The organism is Serratia sp. TSA_130.1 (assembly GCF_052691795.1).
Map to the genome: position 1 here is coordinate 776,018 of NZ_JBQZFS010000002.1, position 22,286 is coordinate 798,303.

Sequence of the window (22,286 nt, forward strand, 5' to 3'; positions counted from 1 at the left end):
AACGGTCAGGAAATCGCGATGAACTGCTCGCGCAGCTGGTGGATCTCGTCGCGCAACGCAGCCGCCTGCTCGAACTCCAGATTTTGCGCATGGGTATACATCTGCGCTTCCAGATCGCGGATTTTCTGATCCAGCGCTTTCGGCGTGAGGTTCTGCAGCTGAGCGCCGCTGTCCGCCGCCTTGCCCCTGCCTTTACCCTTGGCGCGGTTGACCGGCTGGCCAATCTGCAGAATGTCGCCGATCTTCTTGTTCAGCCCCTGCGGCACGATGCCGTTGGCTTCGTTGTAAGCCTGCTGCTTGGCGCGCCGCCGCTCGGTTTCACCGATCGCTTTGGCCATCGAATCGGTGATGCGATCGCCATACAGGATCGCCTTGCCGTTCAGATTACGCGCCGCGCGGCCGATGGTCTGGATCAGCGAACGTTCGGAACGCAGGAAGCCTTCCTTGTCGGCGTCCAGAATCGCCACCAGCGACACCTCAGGCATGTCGAGCCCCTCACGCAGCAGGTTGATGCCCACCAGCACGTCAAACTCGCCCAGACGCAGGTCACGAATGATTTCGACGCGTTCCACGGTGTCGATATCCGAGTGCAGGTAGCGCACGCGCTCACCATGCTCTTCCAGGTATTCGGTCAAGTCTTCCGCCATGCGTTTGGTCAGGGTGGTCACCAGCACGCGCTCGTTGATCGCCGCACGCTTGCGGATCTCGGAGAGCAGATCGTCCACCTGAGTGGCGACCGGCCGCACTTCCACGATCGGATCCAGCAGCCCGGTCGGGCGCACCACCTGGTCGATCAGATCGCCGCCGGATTTCTCCAGCTCATATTTGCCCGGCGTGGCGGAGACATAGATGGTCTGCGGCGCCAGCGCCTCGAACTCCTCGAAGCGCAGCGGGCGGTTGTCCAGCGCCGACGGCAGGCGGAAACCGTACTCCACCAGCGTTTCCTTGCGCGCGCGGTCGCCCTTGAACATCGCGCCGATTTGCGGAATGGTGACGTGGGATTCGTCGACCACCAGCAGGCCGTCCGCCGGCAGGTAATCGAACAGCGTCGGCGGCGGCTCGCCCTCGGCGCGCCCGGAAAGGTAGCGCGAGTAGTTTTCGATGCCCGAGCAGTAACCCAGCTCGTTCATCATCTCCAGATCGAACTGGGTGCGCTGCGTCAGGCGCTGCTCTTCCAGCAGCTTGTTGTTGGCCAACAGCACCTTGCGGCGGTCCGCCAGATCGACCTTGATCTCTTCCATCGCCTGAATGATCCGCTCGCGCGGCGTCACGTAGTGCGACTTCGGGTAGATGGTAAAACGCGGCACCACCTGCTCAATCTGCCCGGTCAGCGGATCGAACAGCGACAGCCGCTCCACTTCGTCGTCGAACAGCTCGACGCGCAGCGCCAGCTCGTCCGATTCCGCCGGGAAGATGTCGATCACCTCACCGCGCACGCGGAAGGTGGCGCGCTGGAAAGCCTGATCGTTGCGGGAATACTGCAGCTCCGCCAGCCGGCGCAAAATGGAGCGCTGATCGATGATCATGCCCTTGGTCAGATGCAGCATCATCTTCAGGTAAAGATCCGGATCGCCCAGGCCGTAGATCGCCGACACCGACGCCACCACCACCACGTCGCGCCGCTCCAGCAGCGCCTTGGTGGCGGAAAGGCGCATCTGCTCGATGTGCTCATTCACCGAAGCGTCTTTTTCAATGAAGGTGTCGGAGCTGGGCACGTAGGCTTCCGGCTGGTAGTAGTCGTAGTAAGAGACGAAGTACTCCACCGCATTCTCCGGGAAAAACTCTTTCATCTCGCCGTACAGCTGCGCCGCCAACGTCTTGTTCGGCGCCAGCACCATGGTCGGCCGATTCAGATCGGCTATCACGTTGGCGATGGTGAACGTTTTGCCCGAGCCGGTTACCCCCAGCAGCGTCTGGTGCGCCAGGCCGTCTTCCAACCCCTCTTCCAGTTTGCGGATGGCTTCCGGCTGATCGCCGGCCGGTTTGAAATCAGAATGCAGTTTGAAAAGTTTACTCATTGCTCGGCTACCCTGTGGAGATGCGCGCGCTCAGGCGGCCAGCCGGCTCTGCGCCGGACGTGGCCCCTAATTATGGAAAGTGTCGGCGATTTGCGCCAGTGCCCATGATACTGGATATAAAACCAGCTTCAAGCGGATTCGTCGCTGCGCGCGGCAGCGCGGCAACGCCGTTGCACCGTGAGGTTACAGCGGGGTGACATTTTTATTGTCAATAACAGATTTATCCCCAGAACTTGCCGAAAATTAACTTATTGATAGCACCGCGGCGAAAAATCACACATAGAAACCCGATCAATGCCCTGGCGTCTTGATTTTAGTTAATTTATTGATAATTAATAGTTTTAATAAAAAGACGAGATTGCGGACAAAGCGAACAGAACCCGCGTCGGCTCTCGCTTTACAGCGTTTTTCTAAATCTAATGCACAAGGTTATCCACAGGAATAGTGGATAACTCTCACCGCCCCGCCCGTGGCGGGAGTTACAGAAAGAAAGCTTTTCGCCCTTTACACTCGCCAAAATGGCTTTTTTAGTTATTTTTTCATAAAAATATCGCTTTGTTTATGCCGATTAATACTAAAAATCCCCATTGCCAAAATCGCATTGCCCCCTTTCACGCCGATCGCGCTTGACGGCGGCGCAACACCTTGCACCACGCCCACGCCGGAGAGCACCACAAGAGTGCAAAAAACGTCCGGGTTAACTTCCCGGCGTATTTTCAGGCCGCCGCGGCAGAGCGCGTCGGGCCTGACAGGCGGTTAACAAAGCGATAACACTCCCTCTTTTCGGCCAGTGGCAAAACTGGCCTGGGAGTTGCTTTATCTTCCCGCGTGCGAACGAGGCGCGACAGCATAATGCGCTGCCGAATGCGGCGTGCAACCGCCGCCTGGCTATGCCTCGTAAAAGCGCGAGAACGACACCAAGTCGTCATAAACGTCGTTTTTCACGACATATTGACTGTCTTTCCGTCCACCGCAGACATTGCTCAGGTGAATCGGAGGGACGGCATTTTGTTCCGGACATTGCCACACTCGGGAAATCAACCGCCAATGCGGCCTTTGCAGCACCCCACCAACGAGTGGAACGGGCGCCTATGTCTATGAGGAGAATGCCACATGCTGAGTCTGAGATCGGTCAATCAATTTTACGGGCAAAATCATACCCTGTGGGACATCAACCTGGAGCTGCCGCGCGGCCAGTGCACCGTGCTGCTCGGGCGCAACGGCGTGGGCAAGACCACGCTGGTCAACTGCATCATGGGGCATTTGCCGGTGGTGAGCGGCAGCATGACCTGGCAGCCGGCGGATCAGCCGCCGCAAAACCTGCTGCTGCAACCGATGGAGCGCCGCGCCGCACTCGGCATCAGCCACGTCCCGCAAGGGCGGCAACTCTTCTCGCAGCTGAGCGTGGAAGAGAATCTGCAAGTGGCGCAGATGGCCGTGCGCGGCGCCCCTTACCGCATTCCGCCGCTGATCTACAGCCTGTTTCCCAATTTGCGCCAGATGCGCACCCGCCGCGCCGGCGATCTGTGCGAAGGCGCTCAGCGCCAGTTGGCGATTGGTCGTGCGCTGGCGCAGGAGCCGGCGCTGCTGATCCTCGACGAACCGACAACGGGCGTACCGCCCTCGATCGCCGCCGACATCGGCAACGTGATCCGCAGGCTCAACTATGAGTTGGGCATGACCATTTTGCTGGTAGAGCATCAGCTGCCGTTCGTGCGCCGGGTGGCGGATCGTTTTTGTCTGCTCGATAGCGGGCGCACCGTGGCGCACGGCGCGCTGGCGCAGCTGGATGAGGCGCTGATCGGCGCCGGGCTGGCAGAGTGAGTGCTCGGGTTAGCGATTAGGTTGCTGTTGTATCAGTCACGGCCGGTCTGCGCCCAATAGGCATGGACCGGCCATCTTTTCATACTCGATAGGGGTCACACCGACACCATAATATCGAGGGATGTAAGCATGACAGACAACAACGCGGCATTTATTCAATACGCGGATTTGCGCAACAAAAACTGGAGCCTGCAGGAACGTCTTAATATTGAAGGCATTTACGTCAGTTCGCGCGACGAACTGGTCGGCGCACAAGACTTTATCATCAAAACGTTAAAACGCCCTGCGATTGTCAGATTCGCCGCGCCTTTTGCCCTTTGGACGGCGCCTAAAACCGATATCAATGTCGGATTCGTCTATATCGACGGCAACGGCGTCAACATCACTACCGAGATCCCCAACGGCACGGAAAGCGACCATAACTATTTCCTGCGCTGCTATACCAGCAGCGGCGCGCTGGATAACAACGTTCCTATTCGCCCGGCGCCTATCATGAAAGATTTCACCGTAAAGGGCATCGGCGCCAGGATTAACAACAGCAAAGATGAAACGACGATCGAATACACCTATATCGACGGCGTCCGTTTCGATTCGCCTGAAGGCCCGCTGGGCAACTTTTCCGTCAATAACGTCTATATTTCCGGCTTCTACTACGGCCTGTACTACGGTACCAATGCCTATATCGCCCACCACTACGCCTGTGAAGTCATTCGCTGTTTTGAGTGCCTGCATATGCCTTCAACAAACAGCGGCGCCCAAAACTTCGGCGAAGGCATCAACTTCTTCGGTGGCACCCTCGGCAATTCCCAGGGGCTGGCCGTTCGCAACGCTAACCCCAACGGCGCCTTCCGCCTGTTCGGCACTTCGATCGACTATGCCGGCTCGATTGCCGACGTTGAGGCCGGTAGCATTGAATTGCATGGCTGCCATATGGAATTCAACAACGGTAATAGTCCGCTCACGGAAATTCCCTTCCGTTGCAGCGCCAATCAAAATGCATCGCTGTTGATTCACGGCGGCGAAATCATCGTCGCCGGCGGCCGACTGGCGCAAGCGTCGCTGTTTTACGCCGAGGCCGGCAGTAGCGGGATTATCGTCGACAGCGTGAAGTTCTATGGCGTACGAACCGCCAGCGGCCGCTATTTCAGCGGTACCGGCGACTTTGTCATCGTCAATAGCCGACTGGATGGCGGTGGGGGTGGCGCCGGGATCCAGACGCTGGTCGGCGCCGTGAATAACAAGTTAAAAGACGGTGAGTTCGCCTTTTCCGCTAAGCCGTTTGGCTGGGAAGTGACAGGCGGCACGATCAGCGAGCCCTTTACCTCAGACGCAGTGACTATCAGTATCGAAGCCGGCGCGGGCGTCAACGGCAGCAATGCCCTGAAAGTGACCAAGTTGGGCAACGCCAATACCAACGCCGGAGTGAGAGTGATCGTGCCCGCCGCGCAATATGAGCAGCTGGGCGCCTGTTTTACCCTGAAAACGGTCAACGGCGGTACCGGCAATCTGTTCGCGACGCTGCAATATGCCTGTATCCAGGACCATGCGGACAACGGCGTCTCGCTCATCGCCAAAGCCGCGCCGGCAGCCTGGGACGCCGCCTTGAAAGCCGATGCTTACGCCGAGTACACCGAATATCGTTTCAACGCCAATCGACGAAAAGTCCCGGTCTGGGCGACCCATGTCATCCTGACGTTCAACCTGTTTGCCCTGGCGAAAAATGGCGTGCTTTATCTCGATAACGCCTGTATTACCGCTATGTAAAAGCCAACGCCGGGTCATAAGACCCGGCGTTGTGATTCATCAGCCAGAACCTCTCACTGCGCCAGCAAGCTGATATCCAGATACTGCCCCAGCGGCGCCCGTTCGGCCTGCGGCAGGTGCGGGATTTCGCCCAGCAGCGGCGCGGGCAGCATACGGTGCAGCGTAGCCAGGTATTCCTGATGCCGCCGCCCCGGCGGCGCCACGTCGTTGGCGATCCAACCGGCCAGCTTCAGCCCGGCCTGTTGCACCGCCTGGGCCGTCAGCACCGCGTGGTTGATGCAGCCCAGCTTGATGCCCACCACCAGGATCACCGGCAGTTGCTCTTGCCGCACCCAGTCGGCGAAGGTGTACTCCGCCGACAACGGGGTAAACCACCCGCCGGCCCCCTCGACCAGCACCCAGTCGGCGCGCTGCTCCAGCCGGCGCAGGCCGTCGGACAGCCGCGCCGCGTCGATCGGCCGGCCTTCATCGGCGCTGACGATATGCGGCGAGGTCGGTTCGGCAAATACGTAAGGGTTCACTTCGTCGTAATCCAGCGCCACACCGCTGTTGGCCTGCAGCGCCAGCGCGTCGCCGTTGCGCAGCCCCTCGGCGGTCATCTCGCTGCCGGAGGCCACCGGCTTATAGCCGGCGCTGCGGTAGCCCGCCCGGTTGGCGGCCTGCAGCAAGGCGCTGCTGGCGACGGTTTTCCCCACTTCGGTGTCGGTGCCGGTCACGAACCAACGTTTACTCACGATAAATCACTCCATAAGCCAGATGATAGCTGAGCGGGAACTGCCCCTGCCGGCACGGGTAAGCCGCCTGCAGCGCGGCGAGGCGGCCGCGCGACATCAGGCCGCCCTCGCGCCCCTGATGCAAATGCGTCGCCCCGATGCCCTTGAGCGAACGCATCAGCGTCATCACGTCCGGGTAGTTCAGGATACGCAACTCCGTCACCAGTTCGTGTCGATAGGCGGCGCAGGCGGTGCGGATCTGCGTCAACGGCAAAAAGGCGTTCACGTGACGTTCGCCGTCCACCTGTTGCCAGGCGTCCCCCAATTCCTGCAGCGAGCCCGCCGCCAGCGTGGAAAACAGGATCACGCCGCCGGGACGGGTCACGCGATACAGCTCTGCCAGCGCGGCAGGCAGATCGCTGCACCACTGCACCACCAGGCTGCTGAAACAGATGTCCATCGCCGCATCGGGCAGCGGCACCTGTTCGATATCGCCCAGCAGATAATGATGCGCCGCCTGCCGTTGGCGGGCGACGTCCAGCATGCCCGGCGCCAAATCGAGCGCGGTCACCCGTTTGCCGCGCTCACGCCACATACGGCTGAAATAGCCGGTGCCGCAGCCGGCGTCCAGCAGCTGTTCGCCCGGGTGGGAACTCCCCATCCCCAGTAAGCGCTCGCCAACGTCACGCTGCAGCTCGGCGGCGGCGTCGTAGCTGCCGGCCGCGCGGCTGAAGGCCGAGGCGACCGCCTGTTTGTTCACTGTGTCATTGGCTGACGTCATTCAGCACCTCCAGCAGGCGATCGATATCCTGCGGCTGATGCGCCGCCGTCAGGGTAATGCGCAGCCGCGCGCCGCCCGGCGGCACCGTCGGCGGGCGGATGGCGCTCACCCACAGGCCGCACTCGCGCAGGCGGGTCGCCAGATCGAGCGCGCGCTGATTATCCCCCACCAGCAGCGGCTGGATGGCGGTGTCGGAATCTGTCAGGGTCAGCGCCAGCGGCGCCGCGCCCTGACGGAAACGCCGAATGTTGTCCTGCAGCCGGGCGCGCAGGTCATCGCCCTCTCGAATGCAGACCAGCGCCGCCTGCAGCGCGCAGGCCTGCGCCGGCGGCATCGCGGTGCTGTAGATCAGATGGCGGGCGAACTGCAGCAGATACTCGGCGGTCGCCTCATCGCACAGCACCGCCGCGCCGCTGACGCCGAACGCCTTGCCGAAGGTCGCCACCAGCAGTTCAGGGCGCACGCCCTGCTGCCAGCAGCTGCCGCGGCCTTGTTCGCCGCGCACGCCGATGCCGTGGGCGTCGTCCACCATCAGCCAGGCGCCCGCCGCACGGGTTAAGCGATGCAGCTCTGCCAACGGCGCGCCGTCGCCATCCATGCTGAACACCCCTTCGGTGACCGCCAGCCGCTGCCCGTCGCAGGGTTTGGCCAGCAGATCCGCCAAGGCCTGCGGTTGATTGTGCTGGAACCGGCGCAGCTCGGCCGGCGACTGCGCCGCCGCCTCCAGCAGCGAGGCGTGGCTGAGACGATCGGCCAAAATGCGATCGCCCTTTTGCATCAACGCCGCCAGCACCGCCTGGTTGGCGGCGTAGCCGGAGATGAACAGCAGCGCGCGCGGATAGCCGAGCCACGCCGCCAGTTGCTCTTCCAGCGCCTGATGCGCTGCGCTAAAACCGGTCACGTGGCCCGAACCGCCGCTGCCGACGCCATAACGCTGCGCGCCCTGCTGCCAGGCGGCGATCACCCGCGCATCCTGGCTCAGCCCCAGGTAGTCATTGCCGGAGAAGTTCAGATAGAGACGATCGCCGAGCCGGATCTGGCGGCCATTGCCGCCCTCGGTGGTCTGTCGCCGGCGGTAGGCGGCGTTGAAGCGCCGCTCTGCCAGCGCCTGCTCGATGCGTTGCTGCCAGCTCATCACGGCGCCGCGTTGTAAAACTCGGCGGTATCGGCGTTCAGCAGTTGCTTGGCCAGCACCTGCTGTTGCTGGTTGTCGCCGTGTTCGGTTGCGGTCTGCTGCGGGTTGAGCCCCAGCTTGCGGAACAGCTGCAGGTCTTTGTCTTCTTCCGGATTCGGCGTGGTCAGCAGCTTGCAACCGTAGAAGATCGAGTTGGCGCCGGCCATGAAGCACATCGCCTGCGTCTGTTCGTTCATCTGTTCGCGGCCTGCGGAGAGACGGACATAAGAAGATGGCATCATGATGCGCGCCACCGCGATGGTGCGGATGAAATCAAACGGATCGACGTCATCGTTATCCGCCAGCGGCGTGCCTTTCACCTTCACCAACATGTTGATCGGCACGCTCTCCGGTGGTTTTGGCAGGTTGGCCAGCTGCACCAGCAACCCGGCGCGATCGCGCACCGTTTCACCCAGCCCGACGATGCCGCCGGAGCACACTTTGATGCCGGCGTCGCGCACCTTGTCGAGCGTATCCAGGCGCTCCTGGTAGCTGCGGGTGGTGATGATGCTGCCGTAGAACTCCGGCGAGGTGTCGAGGTTATGGTTGTAGTAATCCAGCCCGGCCTCCGCCAGCCGCTCGGCCTGGGTGCCATCCAATGTGCCCAGCGTCATGCAGGTTTCCATGCCCATCGCTTTCACGCCCTGCACCATTTGCTGCAGATAAGGCATATCGCGCTCGTGCGGGTTCTTCCACGCCGCGCCCATGCAAAAACGGGTCGAACCGTTCGCCTTGGCCTTGCGTGCCGATTCCAGCACCTGCTCGACCTGCATCAGCCGCTCCGACTCCAGGCCGGTCTTGTAGCGTGAGCTCTGCGGGCAGTATTTGCAGTCTTCCGGGCAAGCGCCGGTCTTGATCGACAGCAGCGTGCTGACCTGCACCTGACGCGGGTCGAAGTGCTGGCGGTGTACGGTTTGCGCTTCGAACAGCAGTTCCAGCAGCGGTTTATCAAACAGGGCCTGGGCTTGCCCTACTGTCCAGTGAATGCGGTCGGCCATCATGGCGTCTCCAAAACGAAAAAGTGTCGCCAGTTTAAATATTGTGGATATACTGTCAACCAATCTTAATCCAATTTGGTTTACAACAATGTCTGTCACCGCTTCCGACCTGGCGTTTGACCAACGCCATATCTGGCACCCCTACACCTCCATGAGCCGCCCGTTACCCTGTTACCCGATCGAATCGGCCAGCGGCGTCGAACTGCAGCTGGCGGACGGCCGGAGTCTGGTGGACGGCATGTCCTCCTGGTGGGCGGCGATCCACGGTTACAACCATCCGCGCCTGAATCAGGCCGCCAGCCAGCAGTTGGAGAAGATGTCGCACGTGATGTTCGGCGGTATTACCCATCCGGCCGCCATCTCGCTGTGCCGTCGGCTGGTGGACATGACGCCGGAAGCGCTGCAGTGCGTGTTCCTGGCGGACTCCGGTTCGGTAGCGGTAGAAGTGTCGTTGAAAATGGCGCTGCAGTACTGGCAGGCGCGCGGCGAGCGCCGGCAGCGCATCCTGACGCTGCGCCACGGCTATCACGGCGATACCTTCGGCGCGATGTCGGTCTGCGATCCGGACAACTCGATGCACAGCCTCTATCAGGGGTATCTGGCGCCGCACCTGTTCGCCACCGCGCCGCAGTGCCGCTTCGACGAGGAATGGCGTGAAGAGGATATCGCGCCGTTCGCCGCGCTGCTGGAGCAGCACGCCGGTGAAGTGGCGGCGGTGATTCTGGAACCGGTGGTGCAAGGCGCCGGCGGCATGCGCATCTACCATCCGACCTATCTCAAGCGGGTGCGCGAGCTGTGCGATCGCCATCAGGTGCTGCTGATCGCCGACGAGATCGCCACCGGTTTCGGCCGCACCGGCAAGCTGTTCGCCTGCGAGCACGCGCAGGTGGTGCCGGACATTCTCTGTCTGGGCAAGGCGCTGACCGGCGGCTATATGACCCTTTCCGCCACCTTGACTACCCGCCATGTGGCGGAGACCATCAGCAACGGCGCGGCCGGCTGCTTTATGCACGGGCCGACCTTTATGGGCAATCCGCTGGCCTGCGCCGTGGCGGACGCCAGTCTGGCGCTGCTGGCGGAAAATCGCTGGCAGGCGCAGGTGAGCGCCATCGAAACCCAGTTGAAGCGGGAACTGTTGCCGTTGGCGGCGCTGCCGAAGGTGGCCGACGTGCGGGTGCTGGGCGCGATTGGGGTGGTGGAGATGCGCGAACCGGTGGATGTCGCCGAGCTGCAGCGCGGGTTCGTCGAGCGCGGGGTATGGATCCGGCCGTTCGGCAAGCTGATTTACCTGATGCCGCCTTACATCATCGAAGCGGAACAGCTCAGCCGCCTGACCGCCGCCGTGGCCGACGCCGCGCGTTAATGCCTTACCAATGCTGGTCCAGATAGCGGGCCAGCAATCCCAAACACAGCAGCCACAGTAAAATGATCATCGCCGCCGCCATGCGGCCGGTGGGATTATCGACGCGCTTTTGCGCCTTCTCGCGCAGCTCGGCCATCAGCGGTTTGGGGATCAGCCGCACCGCCAACATGATGCCCAACGGCACGATGATCACATCGTCCAGATAGCCCAGCACCGGAATAAAATCCGGGATCAGATCGATCGGTGAGATCGCATAGCCGGCGACCAGCAGCGCGATCAGCTTGGCGTACCACGGGGTGCGCTTATCACGGGCGGCCAGCCACAGCGCGTAGATATCGCGCTTGATGCCTTTGGCCCAACGGCGCAGCCAGCCGAACCACGGCGTGCGTTTTTTCAGTGAAATCATGATTACTTCATATAAGAACGTAAAACGGTCATCAATTGCTCGATGTCCTGCTCGCGCTGCTGCGGCGTAGCGTCCGCGGCAGCCAGATGTTCGCGCACATGCCCTTCCAGCACCTGCGCCATCAGACCGTTGACCGCGCCGCGCACCGCCGCGATCTGCTGCAGAACAGCCGAACATTCGCCGCCGCTCTCCAGCGCGCGTTCCAGCGCTTCGGCCTGCCCTTTAATGCGGCGTACCCGCGCCAACAGCTTCTTTTGATCTCTGTGGGTATGGCTCATCATTTCCGCCTGATTGTTATTTACTATACTGGGGTATAGTATATTTCAGCACACTATCTTTTGCTGAGGAACTTCACCATGACGTCTCACGCGCCCGTTTTGCACCGCGAGCACAGCCACGTTTTTGACGATGGTAACCCATTGGCCGAAAGAAACACCAGATGGGCGGTGATACTCACCGCCAGTATGATGGCTATCGAGATCGCCGGCGGCTGGCTGTTTAACTCGATGGCGCTGCTGGCCGACGGCTGGCACATGAGTTCGCACGCGCTGGCCCTGGGCCTGTCGGTGCTGGCTTACGGCGCCGCACGCCGGCTGGCCAAGGATCGCCGCTTTAGCCTCGGCACCTGGAAGATCGAGGTGCTGGCCGGTTACACCAGCGCGGTGTTGTTGGTGCTGGTGGCGGCGCTGATGCTGTTTCAGTCTGGGCAGCGGCTGCTGAATCCCAGCCCGATTCATTACAACGAAGCCATCGCCATCGGCGCGATCGGGCTGGCCGTCAACCTGCTCTGCGCCTGGCTGTTGCGCGGTGGCGGCCACCATCATCATCACGGGGATGACCACGACGACACTCATCATGACCTCAACCTGCGTTCTGCCTATGTTCACGTGCTCGCCGACGCCGCCACCTCGGTGCTGGCGCTCGTCGCGCTGTTCGGCGGCAAGCTTTGGGGCGCCGCCTGGCTCGATCCGCTGATGGGCATCGTCGGCGCGGCGATGGTGGCCGCCTGGGCCTATAGCCTGATGCGCGATAGCGGAAAGATTTTGCTGGATGCCGAAATGGACGCCCCGGTGGCGCAAGACATCCGCCAGGCCCTGGCCGCTTCCGGCCACGCGCTCACGCTGACCGATTTGCATGTAGGCCGCATCGGCAAAGGAAAATATCATTGCGTCCTCGCCCTGAGCAGCGCCGATCGCACCCTCACCGCCGATCGGGTGCGCCAACTGTTGGCCGCGCATCCCGAACTGGTGCATGTCACCGTCGAGATCAACCGTCCGCCGCTGGCGCAAGGGGTTGTATTGTTCCACCGAAAAGATCTAGCTTAAGGGTCCGCGTTTATCGACAACTGGGAGTCATTATGGCTTTTCGTTTGTACAGCAACGATCTGCAGGACGGCGGCACAATGCCGCAGACGCAGGTCTTCAACGGCATGGGCTACCGCGGCGATAACCTGTCGCCGCACCTGGCCTGGGACGGCGTGCCCGCCGGCACCAAAAGCTTCGTCGTCACCCTGTACGATCCCGATGCCCCGACCGGCTCCGGCTGGTGGCACTGGGTGGTGGCCAATATTCCGGCCGACGTGCGCGAGCTGCCGCAGGGCGCAGGCTCCGGCAAAGCGCCGCTGCCGAGCGCCGCGCTGCAAACCCGTACCGACTTCGGCTCGGCCGGTTACGGCGGCGCCGCGCCGCCGAATGGCGAACGCCACCGCTATCAGTTCACCGTGCATGCGCTGGACGTGGAAAGCATTGAGGTGGATGAAGGCTCCAGCGGCGCGTTGGTGGGCTTTAACGTGCATTTCCACAGCCTCGGCAGCGCCACGCTGACGGTGATGTTCAACTGATTGATCTCCGCCCATAAAAAAGCGCGGCTCAACCGAACCGCGCTTTTCTGCTCTGCCCGCCGAATTACTTCGCCAGCACGCTTACCCACATCGGGCCTTTGCCCACCGGATAACGCGCCAACATAGTCAGCTGACCGCTGGCCTGATCAATTTCATGCACCGCGATGTGATCGGACTTCTGGCCGGACGAAATCACGAAGCGGCCGCTGTGATCGATATTGAAACCGCGCGGTTGCGCTTCGGTCGGATAATAGCCGACCACGCTCAACGTGCCGCCGTCTTCGGAGACGCTGAAGAGGGTCAGAATGCTGGCGGTGCGATCGCTGGTGTACAGGAAGCGGCCGTTCGGCGTGATATGAATGTCCGCCGCCCAGCGGGTGCCGTCGAAATCGTCCGGCATGATATCCAGCGTTTGCGTCACGGTGTATTTGCCGCCGTTTTCCGAAATGGCCAGCACGTCCACCGTGCCGTTCAGCTCATTGACGCAATAAGCGAACTTGTCGTTGTGGTGGAACGCCATATGGCGCGGGCCGGCGCCGGCGGCGATATCCACCGCGTCCTGCGCGTGCGGCGTCAGCTGGCCCGCCAGGCTCAGGTTGAACAGACGGATGCGGTCTTCTTTCAGACACGGCACCAGCACCAGCTGGTTGGTCGGATCGATGTTGGCGGAGTGCGGCGCGCTCAGGCCGTCGATCTGTTGGATCGGCGCCGTGACCACGCCGTCGTGGCCGATCGGGCTGATGCTGGCGCAGTTGCCGCTGTAGGAAGCGGAGAACAGGTAACGCCCCTGCAAATCGGTGGAGATATGGGTCGGGCTGCCCGGCAGCGGCGCCATGCCGGCCTGCTGCAGCGTGCCGTCCGCCTCGATGCGGTAACTGACGATGCCGAACGCCGGACGCACGCCGACGTACAGGTGAGTCTTGTCCGGATGAAGGGTCATCGGCTGCACCTGGCCCGGCACGTCAACGGTTTGCAGCAGCGTCAGCGCGCCAGCGTCGTCCAACTGCCAGACGTGGATCTGCTGGCTCTCCGGGCTGGCGACATAAACGATTTGCTTCATGTGTTCTCCTTGCAAAGGGTAAAAGAGGAACCGGTTTCAGGCCGTTCGATTGTCCCTAGCTTACCGCACATCCACCGCATGGCAACCCTGCTTAGCACCGGAAGCTCACGCGGTTTTCTCCATTGGCTATCCGGTGTACCATCGGATTAATTTTATGGCTAACGATAACGAGAACCCTATGAGCTACCGCGTCATCGCCCTCGATCTTGACGGCACCCTGCTGGACAATCAAAAACGCATCTTACCGCAGTCGCTGGAAGCGCTGGCGCAGGCGCGCGCCGCCGGCGTCCAGGTGGTGGTGGTCACCGGCCGCCATCACGTCGCCATCCATCCGTTCTACCAGGCGCTGCAGATTGACACCCCGGCCATCTGCTGCAACGGCACTTACCTGTATGATTTTCAGCAGAAAAAGGTGCTGGCCGCCGATCCCTTGGCGAAGGAGCAGGCCAAACAGGTGCTGCAGATGCTCAAACAGACCGACATTCACGGGCTGATGTACGTTGACGACGCCATGCTGTATCAGGAACCGAGCGGCCACGTGACTCGCTCGCTGGCCTGGGCCGAAACCCTGCCTGCGGCGCAGCGCCCGACGCTGCTGCAGGTCGGCAGCCTGGCGCAGGCGGCCGACGACGCGCAGGCGATCTGGAAATTCGCCACCTCGCACGCCGATATTCCGGCGCTGCGCGAGTTTGCCGACACGGTGGAAAAAGAGCTGGGGTTGGCGTGCGAATGGTCCTGGCACGATCAGGTGGATATCGCCAAAGGCGGCAACAGCAAAGGCAAACGCCTGCGCCAATGGGTGGAGTCGCAGGGGCTGAGCATGGATCAGGTGGTGGCGTTCGGCGACAACTACAACGACATCAGCATGCTGGAAGCGGTCGGTTTGGGCGTGGCGATGGGCAACGCCGATGACGCGATCAAGGAACGCGCCGATCTGGTGATCGCCGATAACCTGCAGCCGGGCATCGCCGAGGTGATCCGCACCCGCGTGCTGTAGTCTTTTCGCCCTCCCGCCGGGAGGGCCCGCCTTAACGGCTCTCGCGGCTGATCGACACGCTTTTCACCTGCGCGTACAGCCACTGCCCGGGGCGGATCGCCAGTTCGTCTCGCGCCCAGGGCGTGATGCGCGCCCACAGCACGTGTTCCCCGACCGCCAGCTTCACCTCCACCTGCCCGTCCACGTCCAGACACTCGCTGACCTTGGCCGGCAAGACGTTGCGAATGCTGCTGTTGACCGGCGGCTGCAGCACCAGCGAGACGTCGGCGGCATTGATGCGAATGCGCAGTTGGGTGCCCAATTCGGCGTCGATGCCGCTGACCCACAGCCGCTGATCGCCGAGCGCCAGCGCGGTCATGGCATAGCGTTGATGATGCTCGATCACGCTGACGCGCAGCACGCTGCTCTGATCTTCACGTTGTAGCCACGGCCGCAGCGCGCTGCTGGCCCAGACGGCTTCCAGCCCGCCGAACGCGCGCACCTCGCCGCGATCCAGCACCAACACCTGCTCGGCCAGGCGCAGGATCTCGTCCAGGCTGTGGCTGACATAGAGGATGGGGATGTTCACGTCCTGCGCCAGCCGCTCCAGATACGGCAGCAGCTCGCGTTTGCGCGGCAGATCGAGCGAGGCCAGCGGTTCGTCCATCAGCAGCAGTTCCGGCGCCGTCAGCAGCGCGCGGCCGATCGCCACCCGCTGTTTTTCACCGCCGGAGAGCGTCAGGGGCAGCCGATTAAGCAGCGGCCCGATGCCCAGCAGCTCGACGATGGTGTTGAACTGCGCGCGCATGCCGGCCGCCATGCCGTACTGCAGGTTGCCGCGCACCCGATAGTGCGGGAACAGGCGCGCATCCTGAAACACGTAGCCGATACGGCGCTTTTCCGGCGGCAGGCAGAGGCCCGCGGCGGTATCCACCAGCGTGCGGCCATTGAGCGCGATGCGCCCCTGCTGCAAACGGGTCAGGCCGCCGATGGCGTTGATCAATGAAGTTTTGCCCGCGCCGGACAAGCCGAAAATCGCGGTGATGCCCTGCGCCGGCAAATCGGCGCGGACGTTGAGATTGAGATCGCCCAGCTGCTGCGAGAAATCCAGCTCCAGCATTTACACCCCCATCCGTTTGCGGCCCCAGCGGGCCAGCCATTCGGACACCATCAGCGAAGCCAGCGACAGCACGATGGCGATCACGCACAGACGCGCGGCGGCGGCCTCCGCCCCCGGCGTTTCAATCAGCGTATACATCGCCAGCGGAATGGTGCGAGTTTCACCGGGAATGTTGGAGACGAAGGTGATGGTGGCGCCAAACTCCCCCAGCGAACGGGCGAAGGCCAGCACCACGCCGACAATGACGCCGGGCAGCGACAGCGGCAGCGTGATGGTGAAAAATACCCGCCACGGATTGGCGCCCAGCGTGCGCGCCGCCTGTTCCAGCCGGGTATCCACCGCCTCCAGCGCCAGCCGAATGGCGCGCACCATCAGCGGAAACGCCACCACCGCCGACGCCAGCGCGGCGCCGCGCCAGCTAAAGCTGAAGCTGAAGCCGAACCAATCGTACAGCCGCTCGCCGATGACGCCGCGCCGCCCCATGGCGATCAGCAGCAAATAACCGACCACCACCGGCGGCAGCACCAGCGGCAGGTGAATGACGCCATCGAGCAGCGCCTTGCCGGGAAAACGGCAGCGCACCAGCACCCAGGCCATCAGAATGCCGAACGGCAGGCTGCAGACTACCGCCAAACCGGAAACTTTCAGGCTCAGCTCAACCGCCTGCCACTCGTACTCGCTCAGAATCATTTACGCGGGGTGAATCCATAATGTTCGAAAATAGCGGCCGCTTCCGGGCTCTTCAAATAGGTATAGAAAGCGCTGACCGTCGGATTTTGACGATCTTTCACAATCGCCATCGGATATTCAACCGGTTTGTGGCTGTCTTCCGGGAACACGCCCACCACTTTCACCTTGTCGCTGGCGACCGCGTCGGAACCGTAGACGATGCCGAGCGGCGCTTCACCGCGCTCCACCAACGCCATCGCGCTGCGCACATTGTTGGCGCGCGCCAGTTTAGGCTCCAGCGTGCGCCAGGCGCCCAGATGCTCCAGCGCCTCTTTGGCGTAGATGCCGGCCGGCACGTGATCCGGATCGCCCACCGCCAGACGGCCGCCGTTCAGCAGTTTGGCCCAATCGGTCTGCTTGTCGATGGCGATCTTGTCTTGTTTATCGTTCTTGGCGGCGATCAGCACCAGTTCGTTGCCCAGCAGCGTGTAGCGGGTGTCTTTCACCATCTGCTGTTTGTCGATGGCGTAATCCATCCACTGTTGATCGGCGGAGATAAACAGATCGGCCGGGGCGCCCTGCTCAATTTGGCGCGCCAGCGTCGAGGACGACGCGAAGGAGGAAACCACCTGCACGTCCTTGCCTTTTTGATACTGGGTGGCGATGTCCTGCAGCGCGTTGGTCAGCGACGCGGCGGCGAACACGGTGATCTTTTCCGCCGCCGAGGCCTGAGTCACCAGGCCCGATGCCAACACGATCCCGCCAACCCATTTGGTCCATTGCTGTTTCATTGTTTTTCTCCGCAAGTTAACGTGCATTATCACTCTTCGTTATATAAAAAATAATATAACGTTGCGCGAAAGCTTGTCATGCGGTTTATCGGCAAAGCGTGAGATAACTTGAGGAATGCCCGCCGGGCGATGCCGACGGGTATCGGGATGGGGAACGGTCAGTGCTGGGTGCGGTTTTCTTTCGAACGGCCCACTTTGGAGAAGACGTTGAACACTTCGCCAAAACCGTAGATCAAGCCGAGAATGAGCGCCATGACCACCGGCACCATCACCACGGCGAATAACAGACTTTTCAATAATTCCAACATGATAGCCTCGCTTAACTGCCCATTGAGCGGCAAATGCCTTTCACCGCATATCAGGTTATTCTAACCCAAAAAATCGCTAAAACCGGAGTTATTTTAGCCAGCGAGGCGAAATTGTGATCGGCCAAACGTGCCCTTTGGCGCTTTGCCGCCAAATCGGCGACAATACGATTTTTGCCGCCGACAGGATGCGCTATGCAGGCCGAAATTCTTCTGACTCTCAAACTCCAGCAAAAGCTGTTCGCCGATCCGCGCCGCATCGCGCTGCTGAAACAGGTGCAGCACACCGGCTCCATCAGCCAGGGCGCCAAACTGGCGGGCATCAGCTACAAAAGCGCCTGGGACGCCATCAATGAGATGAACCAACTGGCGGAACAAACGGTGGTGGAACGCGCCACCGGCGGCAAAGGCGGCGGGGGCGCGCATTTGACGCACTACGGCCAACGGCTGATCCAGCTGTACGATCTGCTGGGCCAGGTGCAGCAAAAAGCCTTCGACGTGCTGCAGCAGGACGATCTGCCGCTCGACAGCCTGCTGGCGGCCATCTCGCGCTTCTCGCTGCAAACCAGCGCGCGCAATCAGTTTTTCGGCACCGTGATCGAACGCGACCACCAGCAGGTACAGCAGCATCTGGCGATCCTGCTGAACGACGGCAGCACTCGCCTGACGGCGGCCATTACCCAGCAAAGCGCCGATCGGCTGCAGCTGACGCCCGGCAAAGAGGTGCTGGCGCTGATCAAGGCGCCCTGGGTGCGTCTGAGCGTCGATGCGGCCGATAACGCCGACGCGGAGAATGCGCTGGCGGGCGTGGTGGCCGGCATTCAGCCGGGCGCCGAACACAGCGAGGTGCTGGTGACGCTGGCGGGCGGCGAAACCCTGTGCGCCACCCTGACGACGGCGGAGCTGCAGCGCCTGCAGCTGAGCGTCGGCGACGCCGTATACGCCCTGTTCAACGCCGATCGGGTGATTGTCGCCACGTTGTGTTAAGCGCAACGTGATGTTGCGTTTTTGTTGATTGACATCACCCTGCAATGCGCCTATTTCTAAGGAAAATAATTGCAAAAAAAGGAACAGGTGATGTCGTCGTTGCACATTTCGCAAGGTTCATTCCGCTTGAGCGATACCCGCACCCTGACGCTGGAAGCGCTGGCGATCCAGGCCGGTGAAAGCTGGGCCTTCGTCGGCGCCAACGGCAGCGGCAAATCCGCCCTGGCGCGCGCGCTGGCCGACGAACTGGTTCTGCTGCGCGGCGAACGCCGCAGCGACTTTCAGCATGCGGTGCGCATCTCCTTCGAACAGTTGCAAAAGATGGTCAGCGACGAGTGGCAACGCAACAATACAGATCTGCTCAGCGCGGACGAAGACGACACCGGCCGTACCGCGGCGGAGATCATTCAGGAAGAGGTGAAAGACGCCGCGCGCTGTGAGCGACTGGCCGCGCAGTTCGGCATTACCGCCCTGCTGACGCGCCGCTTCAAATACCTCTCCACCGGCGAAACGCGCAAAACCCTGCTGTGCCGCGCGCTGATGCCGCAGCCCGACCTGCTGATCCTCGATGAACCTTTCGACGGGCTGGACGTCCACTCACGCGCGCAGCTCGCCGCGCTGCTGAGCGAGCTTTCCGCCCAGGGGCAGACCGTGGTGCTGGTGCTCAACCGTTTCGACGAAATACCGGATTTTGTCCGGCAGGTGGGCGTGCTGGCGGACTGCACCCTGACCAACCGCGGGCCGCGCAGCCAGGTGATGGCGGACGCGCTGGTGGCGCAGCTGGCGCACAGCGAAAATCTCAGCGGGCTGGCGCTGCCGGAAACGGAGGATCCGGCGCATAAAGTGGCCCTGCCGGCGGATCGTCCGCTGATCGTCCTGCGTGACGGCGTGGTCAGCTATAACGATCGGCCGATCCTCAATCATCTCGACTGGCAGGTTAACCCTGGTGAACACTGGCAGATCGTCGGTCCGAACGGCGCCGGCAAATCCACCCTGCTCAGTTTGATCACCGGCGATCACCCGCAGGGCTACAGCAACGATCTGACGCTGTTCGGCCGCCGCCGCGGCAGCGGGGAAACCATCTGGGAAATCAAACGCCATATCGGCTACGTCAGCAGCAGCCTGCATCTGGATTATCGCGTCAACACCAGCGTGCGCAACGTGGTGCTGTCGGGGTTCTTCGATTCGATCGGCATTTATCAGGCGGTCTCGGATCGCCAGCGGCAGCTGACCGAGCAATGGCTGGCGCTGCTCGGGCTCGACGGCGCGCGCGGTGACGCCCCGTTCCACAGCCTTTCCTGGGGCCAACAGCGATTGGCGCTGATCGCCCGCGCGCTGGTGAAGCACCCGGCGCTGCTGATCCTCGACGAGCCGCTGCAAGGGTTGGATCCGCTCAATCGCCAGCTGGTGCGCCGCTTCATCGACGTGCTGATCGGCCAGGGCGCCACGCAGTTGCTGTTCGTTTCGCACCATGCCGAAGATGCGCCGCAGTGCATCACCCACCGCCTCAGCTTCGTGCCCGACGGCGAGGGCGGCTACGGCTATCAACACCAGCGGCTGGAGGCAGCCTCCGCCTGAAACGCGGCGTAAACATATCCGGCAACACTTCACCGCAGCACATCACATTTGGCCTTTTATCATAGAAAGAAAGAAGGCCATTTTCTGGAGACGCCATGTCCGCTGCGTTGATTATTATCGACCTGATCGAGGATCTTATCGGGCCCAAAGGCCGCGCCAACCACTGCCGTGAACAGGTGGCGGCGACCCACCTGCTCGCCAACGTCAATGCCGCCGCGGCCTATGCGCGGGTGCGAAAAATCCCGGTAATTTGGGTGCGGGTGGGATTCGCCGACGATTATCATGACATCCCGCCTCACTCGCCGCTGTTCAACCATCTCAAGCAGATCGGCGCGCTGCGGCTAAATGGCCCGGGCTGCCGCTGGATGCCCGAACTGCATCAGGAAGAGACCGATCTGCAGTTTGAAAAAACGGCAGTCAGCGCTTTCTCCGGTAACAATTTGTTAGCCTGGCTGCGGCAACATCGGTGCCACCATCTGCTGCTGGCGGGCATCAGCACGCCGCTCGCCATCGAGAGCACCGCGCGGCAGGCGCACGACGCCGGCTTTCAGGTGACCGTATTGCACGATCTGTGCGCAGCCCCTACGCAGGAGATCCACCAGCAGAGTCTGGATACCCTGCAAAACCTGGCCGAAATCACCCGCTCGCAGGCCTGGATGAAAGGCTGACCCGCGTTGTCGCCGGTCGTGTGGGCCGGCATCATGCACAAATCCGTCACTGCCCCGACCTTTAGCGTCATTTGGGTGTGCTACTATCCGCTTTAGCGCTCAATTTCGCCATCATCGCACGCCGCAAAGGCGCTGAGCGCCGTGTACATATTTTAAAGGGACATATTATGTGGGGCGTACTGGCTGCTTCGTTATTTTTCTTGCCGTTTAATCGGCTGATAGCCTGGGTGATCCTGGCCGCCTCGGCGGGCATGGGGCTTTATCATGGGGTGCTGACGCCACTCAGCCTGGGTTGCCTGTTGGCCATCGTGGCGCTGGCGGGTCTACGTCATTATTTTCGCGCGCAGCGTAATCTGGCGATCGCGCTCGAAGGGTTGGTGATCGCCGGCTGCGTGGCGCTGTTCTTGCATCTGGTGCCTGGCATCCACAACCAGCTGATGATCGACGGCGAAAAGGCCGGCCCGCTCAGCGCGCCGTTCACCATGTATTACAACTTCGACAAGGCGATGGTGCCGTTCCTGCTGTTCGCCTGCTTGCCCACATTGTTTTCCGCCGAACGCGGCGGCAACGGCGGCAAGGCGGGCTGGATTGCGCTGCTGCTGGCCGTGCCGGCGCTGTTGCTGCTGGCGGTGGCGCTGGGCGGCTTAAAAATCGAGCTGCATGCGCCTGCCTGGATCCTGCCCTTCGTCATGGCGAACCTGTTCTTCGTCTGCATGGCCGAAGAAGCGCTGTTTCGCGGCTACCTGCAGCAGCGCCTCAGCCAGTGGCTGGGGGCCTGGCCGGCGCTGATTGTCGCCTCCCTGGTGTTCGGCGCCGCGCATCTGGCGGGCGGTACGCTGATGGTGATCTTCGCGACCCTCGCCGGGGTGATCTACGGCCTGGCGTGGATGTGGAGCGGCCGTCTGTGGGTGCCGATTCTGTTCCATTTCGGGCTTAATCTGACCCATCTGCTGTTCTTCACCTACCCGCTGTATCAGCATCCCTAACGTCTGACGCCGGCAGAGAGCGCTTCTCTGCCGGTGGCTGGATGAAAACGCTATCACAAGCGCCTCACCGCCCCGCCATCAACCGCTTTGCATGCTGCTTTACGCCGCCTGTCCGGCGCTTTTCACCGAAGTGTAAACGATTCCATTTTTCGCGTTGGATCACCTTTTTATCGCTGTAGCCATGCTATCTTTTTGCGCATTGACCACTCCCTGTTCAGCAATGGGCGTATCAAGACGGTAATTGGAAGCGATTACACCCTCGTCG

At 61.8% G+C, this 22,286-nt stretch carries 23 protein-coding genes; 10 read left to right on the plus strand and 13 right to left on the minus strand.

Features of this window, described 5'->3' with window-relative positions:
- Nucleotides 1-5 precede the first annotated feature (5 nt).
- Both uvrB and ACUTQY_RS10450 read right to left on the minus strand, forming a co-directional pair.
- Nucleotides 6-2,018, minus strand: a complete 2,013-nt coding sequence (gene uvrB / locus ACUTQY_RS10445; protein ID WP_033642236.1) for an excinuclease ABC subunit UvrB — start codon at nucleotides 2,016-2,018, stop codon at nucleotides 6-8.
- A 531-nt stretch (nucleotides 2,019-2,549) separates the two neighbouring features.
- Nucleotides 2,550-2,678 carry a hypothetical protein gene (locus tag ACUTQY_RS10450; protein ID WP_255326645.1) on the minus strand — a complete coding sequence of 43 codons (129 nt, stop codon included), beginning with the start codon at nucleotides 2,676-2,678 and terminating at the stop codon, nucleotides 2,550-2,552.
- A 453-nt stretch (nucleotides 2,679-3,131) separates the two neighbouring features.
- On the opposite strand from ACUTQY_RS10450, the gene ACUTQY_RS10455 reads away from it, so the two are divergent.
- Nucleotides 3,132-3,842 carry an ATP-binding cassette domain-containing protein gene (locus ACUTQY_RS10455; protein WP_033642235.1) on the plus strand — a complete coding sequence of 237 codons (711 nt, stop codon included), beginning with the start codon at nucleotides 3,132-3,134 and terminating at the stop codon, nucleotides 3,840-3,842.
- Between the two features lie 129 nt (nucleotides 3,843-3,971).
- Complete coding sequence (locus ACUTQY_RS10460; protein WP_046686597.1) at nucleotides 3,972-5,606, plus strand: hypothetical protein; 1,635 nt, start codon at nucleotides 3,972-3,974, stop codon at nucleotides 5,604-5,606.
- A gap of 53 nt (nucleotides 5,607-5,659) precedes the next feature.
- Here ACUTQY_RS10460 and bioD read toward each other — a convergent pair whose 3' ends face one another.
- Genes bioD through bioB form a run of 4 tightly spaced genes read right to left on the minus strand, consistent with a single transcriptional unit; the run spans nucleotide 5,660 to nucleotide 9,272 of the window.
- Entirely contained in the window at nucleotides 5,660-6,340 is a 681-nt protein-coding gene (gene bioD, locus ACUTQY_RS10465; RefSeq protein ID WP_342188295.1) for a dethiobiotin synthase, read from the minus strand.
- Nucleotides 6,333-7,100, minus strand: a complete 768-nt coding sequence (gene bioC, locus ACUTQY_RS10470; RefSeq protein ID WP_033652357.1) for a malonyl-ACP O-methyltransferase BioC — start codon at nucleotides 7,098-7,100, stop codon at nucleotides 6,333-6,335. The genes bioD and bioC overlap by 8 nt, the downstream gene beginning before the upstream one ends.
- Nucleotides 7,084-8,235, minus strand: coding sequence for an 8-amino-7-oxononanoate synthase (gene bioF / locus ACUTQY_RS10475; RefSeq protein WP_046686595.1), 1,152 nt, complete (start codon nucleotides 8,233-8,235; stop codon nucleotides 7,084-7,086). The genes bioC and bioF overlap by 17 nt, the downstream gene beginning before the upstream one ends.
- On the minus strand, nucleotides 8,235-9,272 hold the full coding sequence (gene bioB / locus ACUTQY_RS10480) for a biotin synthase BioB (protein ID WP_031299723.1): 1,038 nt from the start codon (nucleotides 9,270-9,272) through the stop codon (nucleotides 8,235-8,237). Before bioB ends, bioF begins: the two co-directional genes overlap by 1 nt.
- A gap of 88 nt (nucleotides 9,273-9,360) precedes the next feature.
- Here bioB and bioA point away from each other — a divergent pair, with 88 nt between their 5' ends.
- Nucleotides 9,361-10,635: an adenosylmethionine--8-amino-7-oxononanoate transaminase gene (bioA, locus tag ACUTQY_RS10485; RefSeq protein WP_046686594.1), complete on the plus strand. Its 1,275-nt coding sequence runs from the start codon at nucleotides 9,361-9,363 to the stop codon at nucleotides 10,633-10,635.
- Between the two features lie 4 nt (nucleotides 10,636-10,639).
- Here the strand turns inward: bioA and ACUTQY_RS10490 are convergent, their stop codons facing one another.
- Both ACUTQY_RS10490 and ACUTQY_RS10495 read right to left on the minus strand, forming a co-directional pair.
- Nucleotides 10,640-11,041, minus strand: coding sequence for a YkvA family protein (locus ACUTQY_RS10490; RefSeq protein ID WP_025301916.1), 402 nt, complete (start codon nucleotides 11,039-11,041; stop codon nucleotides 10,640-10,642).
- A 2-nt stretch (nucleotides 11,042-11,043) separates the two neighbouring features.
- Entirely contained in the window at nucleotides 11,044-11,319 is a 276-nt protein-coding gene (locus ACUTQY_RS10495; RefSeq protein WP_025301915.1) for a metal/formaldehyde-sensitive transcriptional repressor, read from the minus strand.
- Nucleotides 11,320-11,397: 78 nt separating this feature from the next.
- Between ACUTQY_RS10495 and dmeF the strand changes: the two genes are divergently transcribed.
- Nucleotides 11,398-12,366 (plus strand): CDF family Co(II)/Ni(II) efflux transporter DmeF, encoded by a 969-nt coding sequence (gene dmeF, locus ACUTQY_RS10500; RefSeq protein WP_072055813.1) that lies wholly within the window; start codon nucleotides 11,398-11,400, stop codon nucleotides 12,364-12,366.
- 32 nt (nucleotides 12,367-12,398) lie between these two features.
- Nucleotides 12,399-12,881, plus strand: a complete 483-nt coding sequence (locus ACUTQY_RS10505; protein WP_042783877.1) for a kinase inhibitor — start codon at nucleotides 12,399-12,401, stop codon at nucleotides 12,879-12,881.
- Nucleotides 12,882-12,945: 64 nt separating this feature from the next.
- On the opposite strand, the gene pgl is transcribed toward ACUTQY_RS10505, so the two are convergent.
- Nucleotides 12,946-13,941 (minus strand): 6-phosphogluconolactonase, encoded by a 996-nt coding sequence (gene pgl / locus ACUTQY_RS10510; RefSeq protein ID WP_033652352.1) that lies wholly within the window; start codon nucleotides 13,939-13,941, stop codon nucleotides 12,946-12,948.
- A gap of 178 nt (nucleotides 13,942-14,119) precedes the next feature.
- Between pgl and ACUTQY_RS10515 the strand changes: the two genes are divergently transcribed.
- Nucleotides 14,120-14,938 (plus strand): pyridoxal phosphatase, encoded by an 819-nt coding sequence (locus tag ACUTQY_RS10515; RefSeq protein ID WP_033652412.1) that lies wholly within the window; start codon nucleotides 14,120-14,122, stop codon nucleotides 14,936-14,938.
- Between the two features lie 31 nt (nucleotides 14,939-14,969).
- Here ACUTQY_RS10515 and modC read toward each other — a convergent pair whose 3' ends face one another.
- The 4 genes from modC to ACUTQY_RS10535 all read right to left on the minus strand — a co-directional run bounded on the left by modC (nucleotide 14,970) and on the right by ACUTQY_RS10535 (nucleotide 17,805).
- Nucleotides 14,970-16,037, minus strand: coding sequence for a molybdenum ABC transporter ATP-binding protein ModC (modC, locus tag ACUTQY_RS10520; protein WP_046686592.1), 1,068 nt, complete (start codon nucleotides 16,035-16,037; stop codon nucleotides 14,970-14,972).
- Entirely contained in the window at nucleotides 16,038-16,727 is a 690-nt protein-coding gene (gene modB, locus ACUTQY_RS10525) for a molybdate ABC transporter permease subunit (protein WP_033642225.1), read from the minus strand.
- Nucleotides 16,724-17,497, minus strand: coding sequence for a molybdate ABC transporter substrate-binding protein (gene modA / locus ACUTQY_RS10530; RefSeq protein WP_046686591.1), 774 nt, complete (start codon nucleotides 17,495-17,497; stop codon nucleotides 16,724-16,726). The genes modB and modA overlap by 4 nt, the downstream gene beginning before the upstream one ends.
- Nucleotides 17,498-17,655: 158 nt before the next feature.
- Nucleotides 17,656-17,805, minus strand: a complete 150-nt coding sequence (locus ACUTQY_RS10535) for an AcrZ family multidrug efflux pump-associated protein (protein ID WP_004939813.1) — start codon at nucleotides 17,803-17,805, stop codon at nucleotides 17,656-17,658.
- 192 nt (nucleotides 17,806-17,997) lie between these two features.
- Here ACUTQY_RS10535 and modE point away from each other — a divergent pair, with 192 nt between their 5' ends.
- From modE to ACUTQY_RS10555, 4 genes are all read left to right on the plus strand, one after another.
- A complete protein-coding gene (gene modE / locus ACUTQY_RS10540; protein WP_046686590.1) occupies nucleotides 17,998-18,789 on the plus strand; it encodes a molybdenum-dependent transcriptional regulator in 792 nt (263 codons plus the stop codon).
- Nucleotides 18,790-18,879: 90 nt separating this feature from the next.
- Nucleotides 18,880-20,367: a molybdate ABC transporter ATP-binding protein ModF gene (gene modF, locus ACUTQY_RS10545; RefSeq protein WP_046688438.1), complete on the plus strand. Its 1,488-nt coding sequence runs from the start codon at nucleotides 18,880-18,882 to the stop codon at nucleotides 20,365-20,367.
- 95 nt (nucleotides 20,368-20,462) lie between these two features.
- Nucleotides 20,463-21,035 (plus strand): cysteine hydrolase family protein, encoded by a 573-nt coding sequence (locus ACUTQY_RS10550; protein ID WP_046686589.1) that lies wholly within the window; start codon nucleotides 20,463-20,465, stop codon nucleotides 21,033-21,035.
- Between the two features lie 167 nt (nucleotides 21,036-21,202).
- The gene (locus ACUTQY_RS10555) at nucleotides 21,203-22,021 is read left to right on the plus strand and encodes a CPBP family intramembrane glutamic endopeptidase (RefSeq protein ID WP_033652347.1); all 819 of its coding nucleotides are present in this window, start codon (nucleotides 21,203-21,205) and stop codon (nucleotides 22,019-22,021) included.
- Nucleotides 22,022-22,286 lie beyond the last annotated feature (265 nt).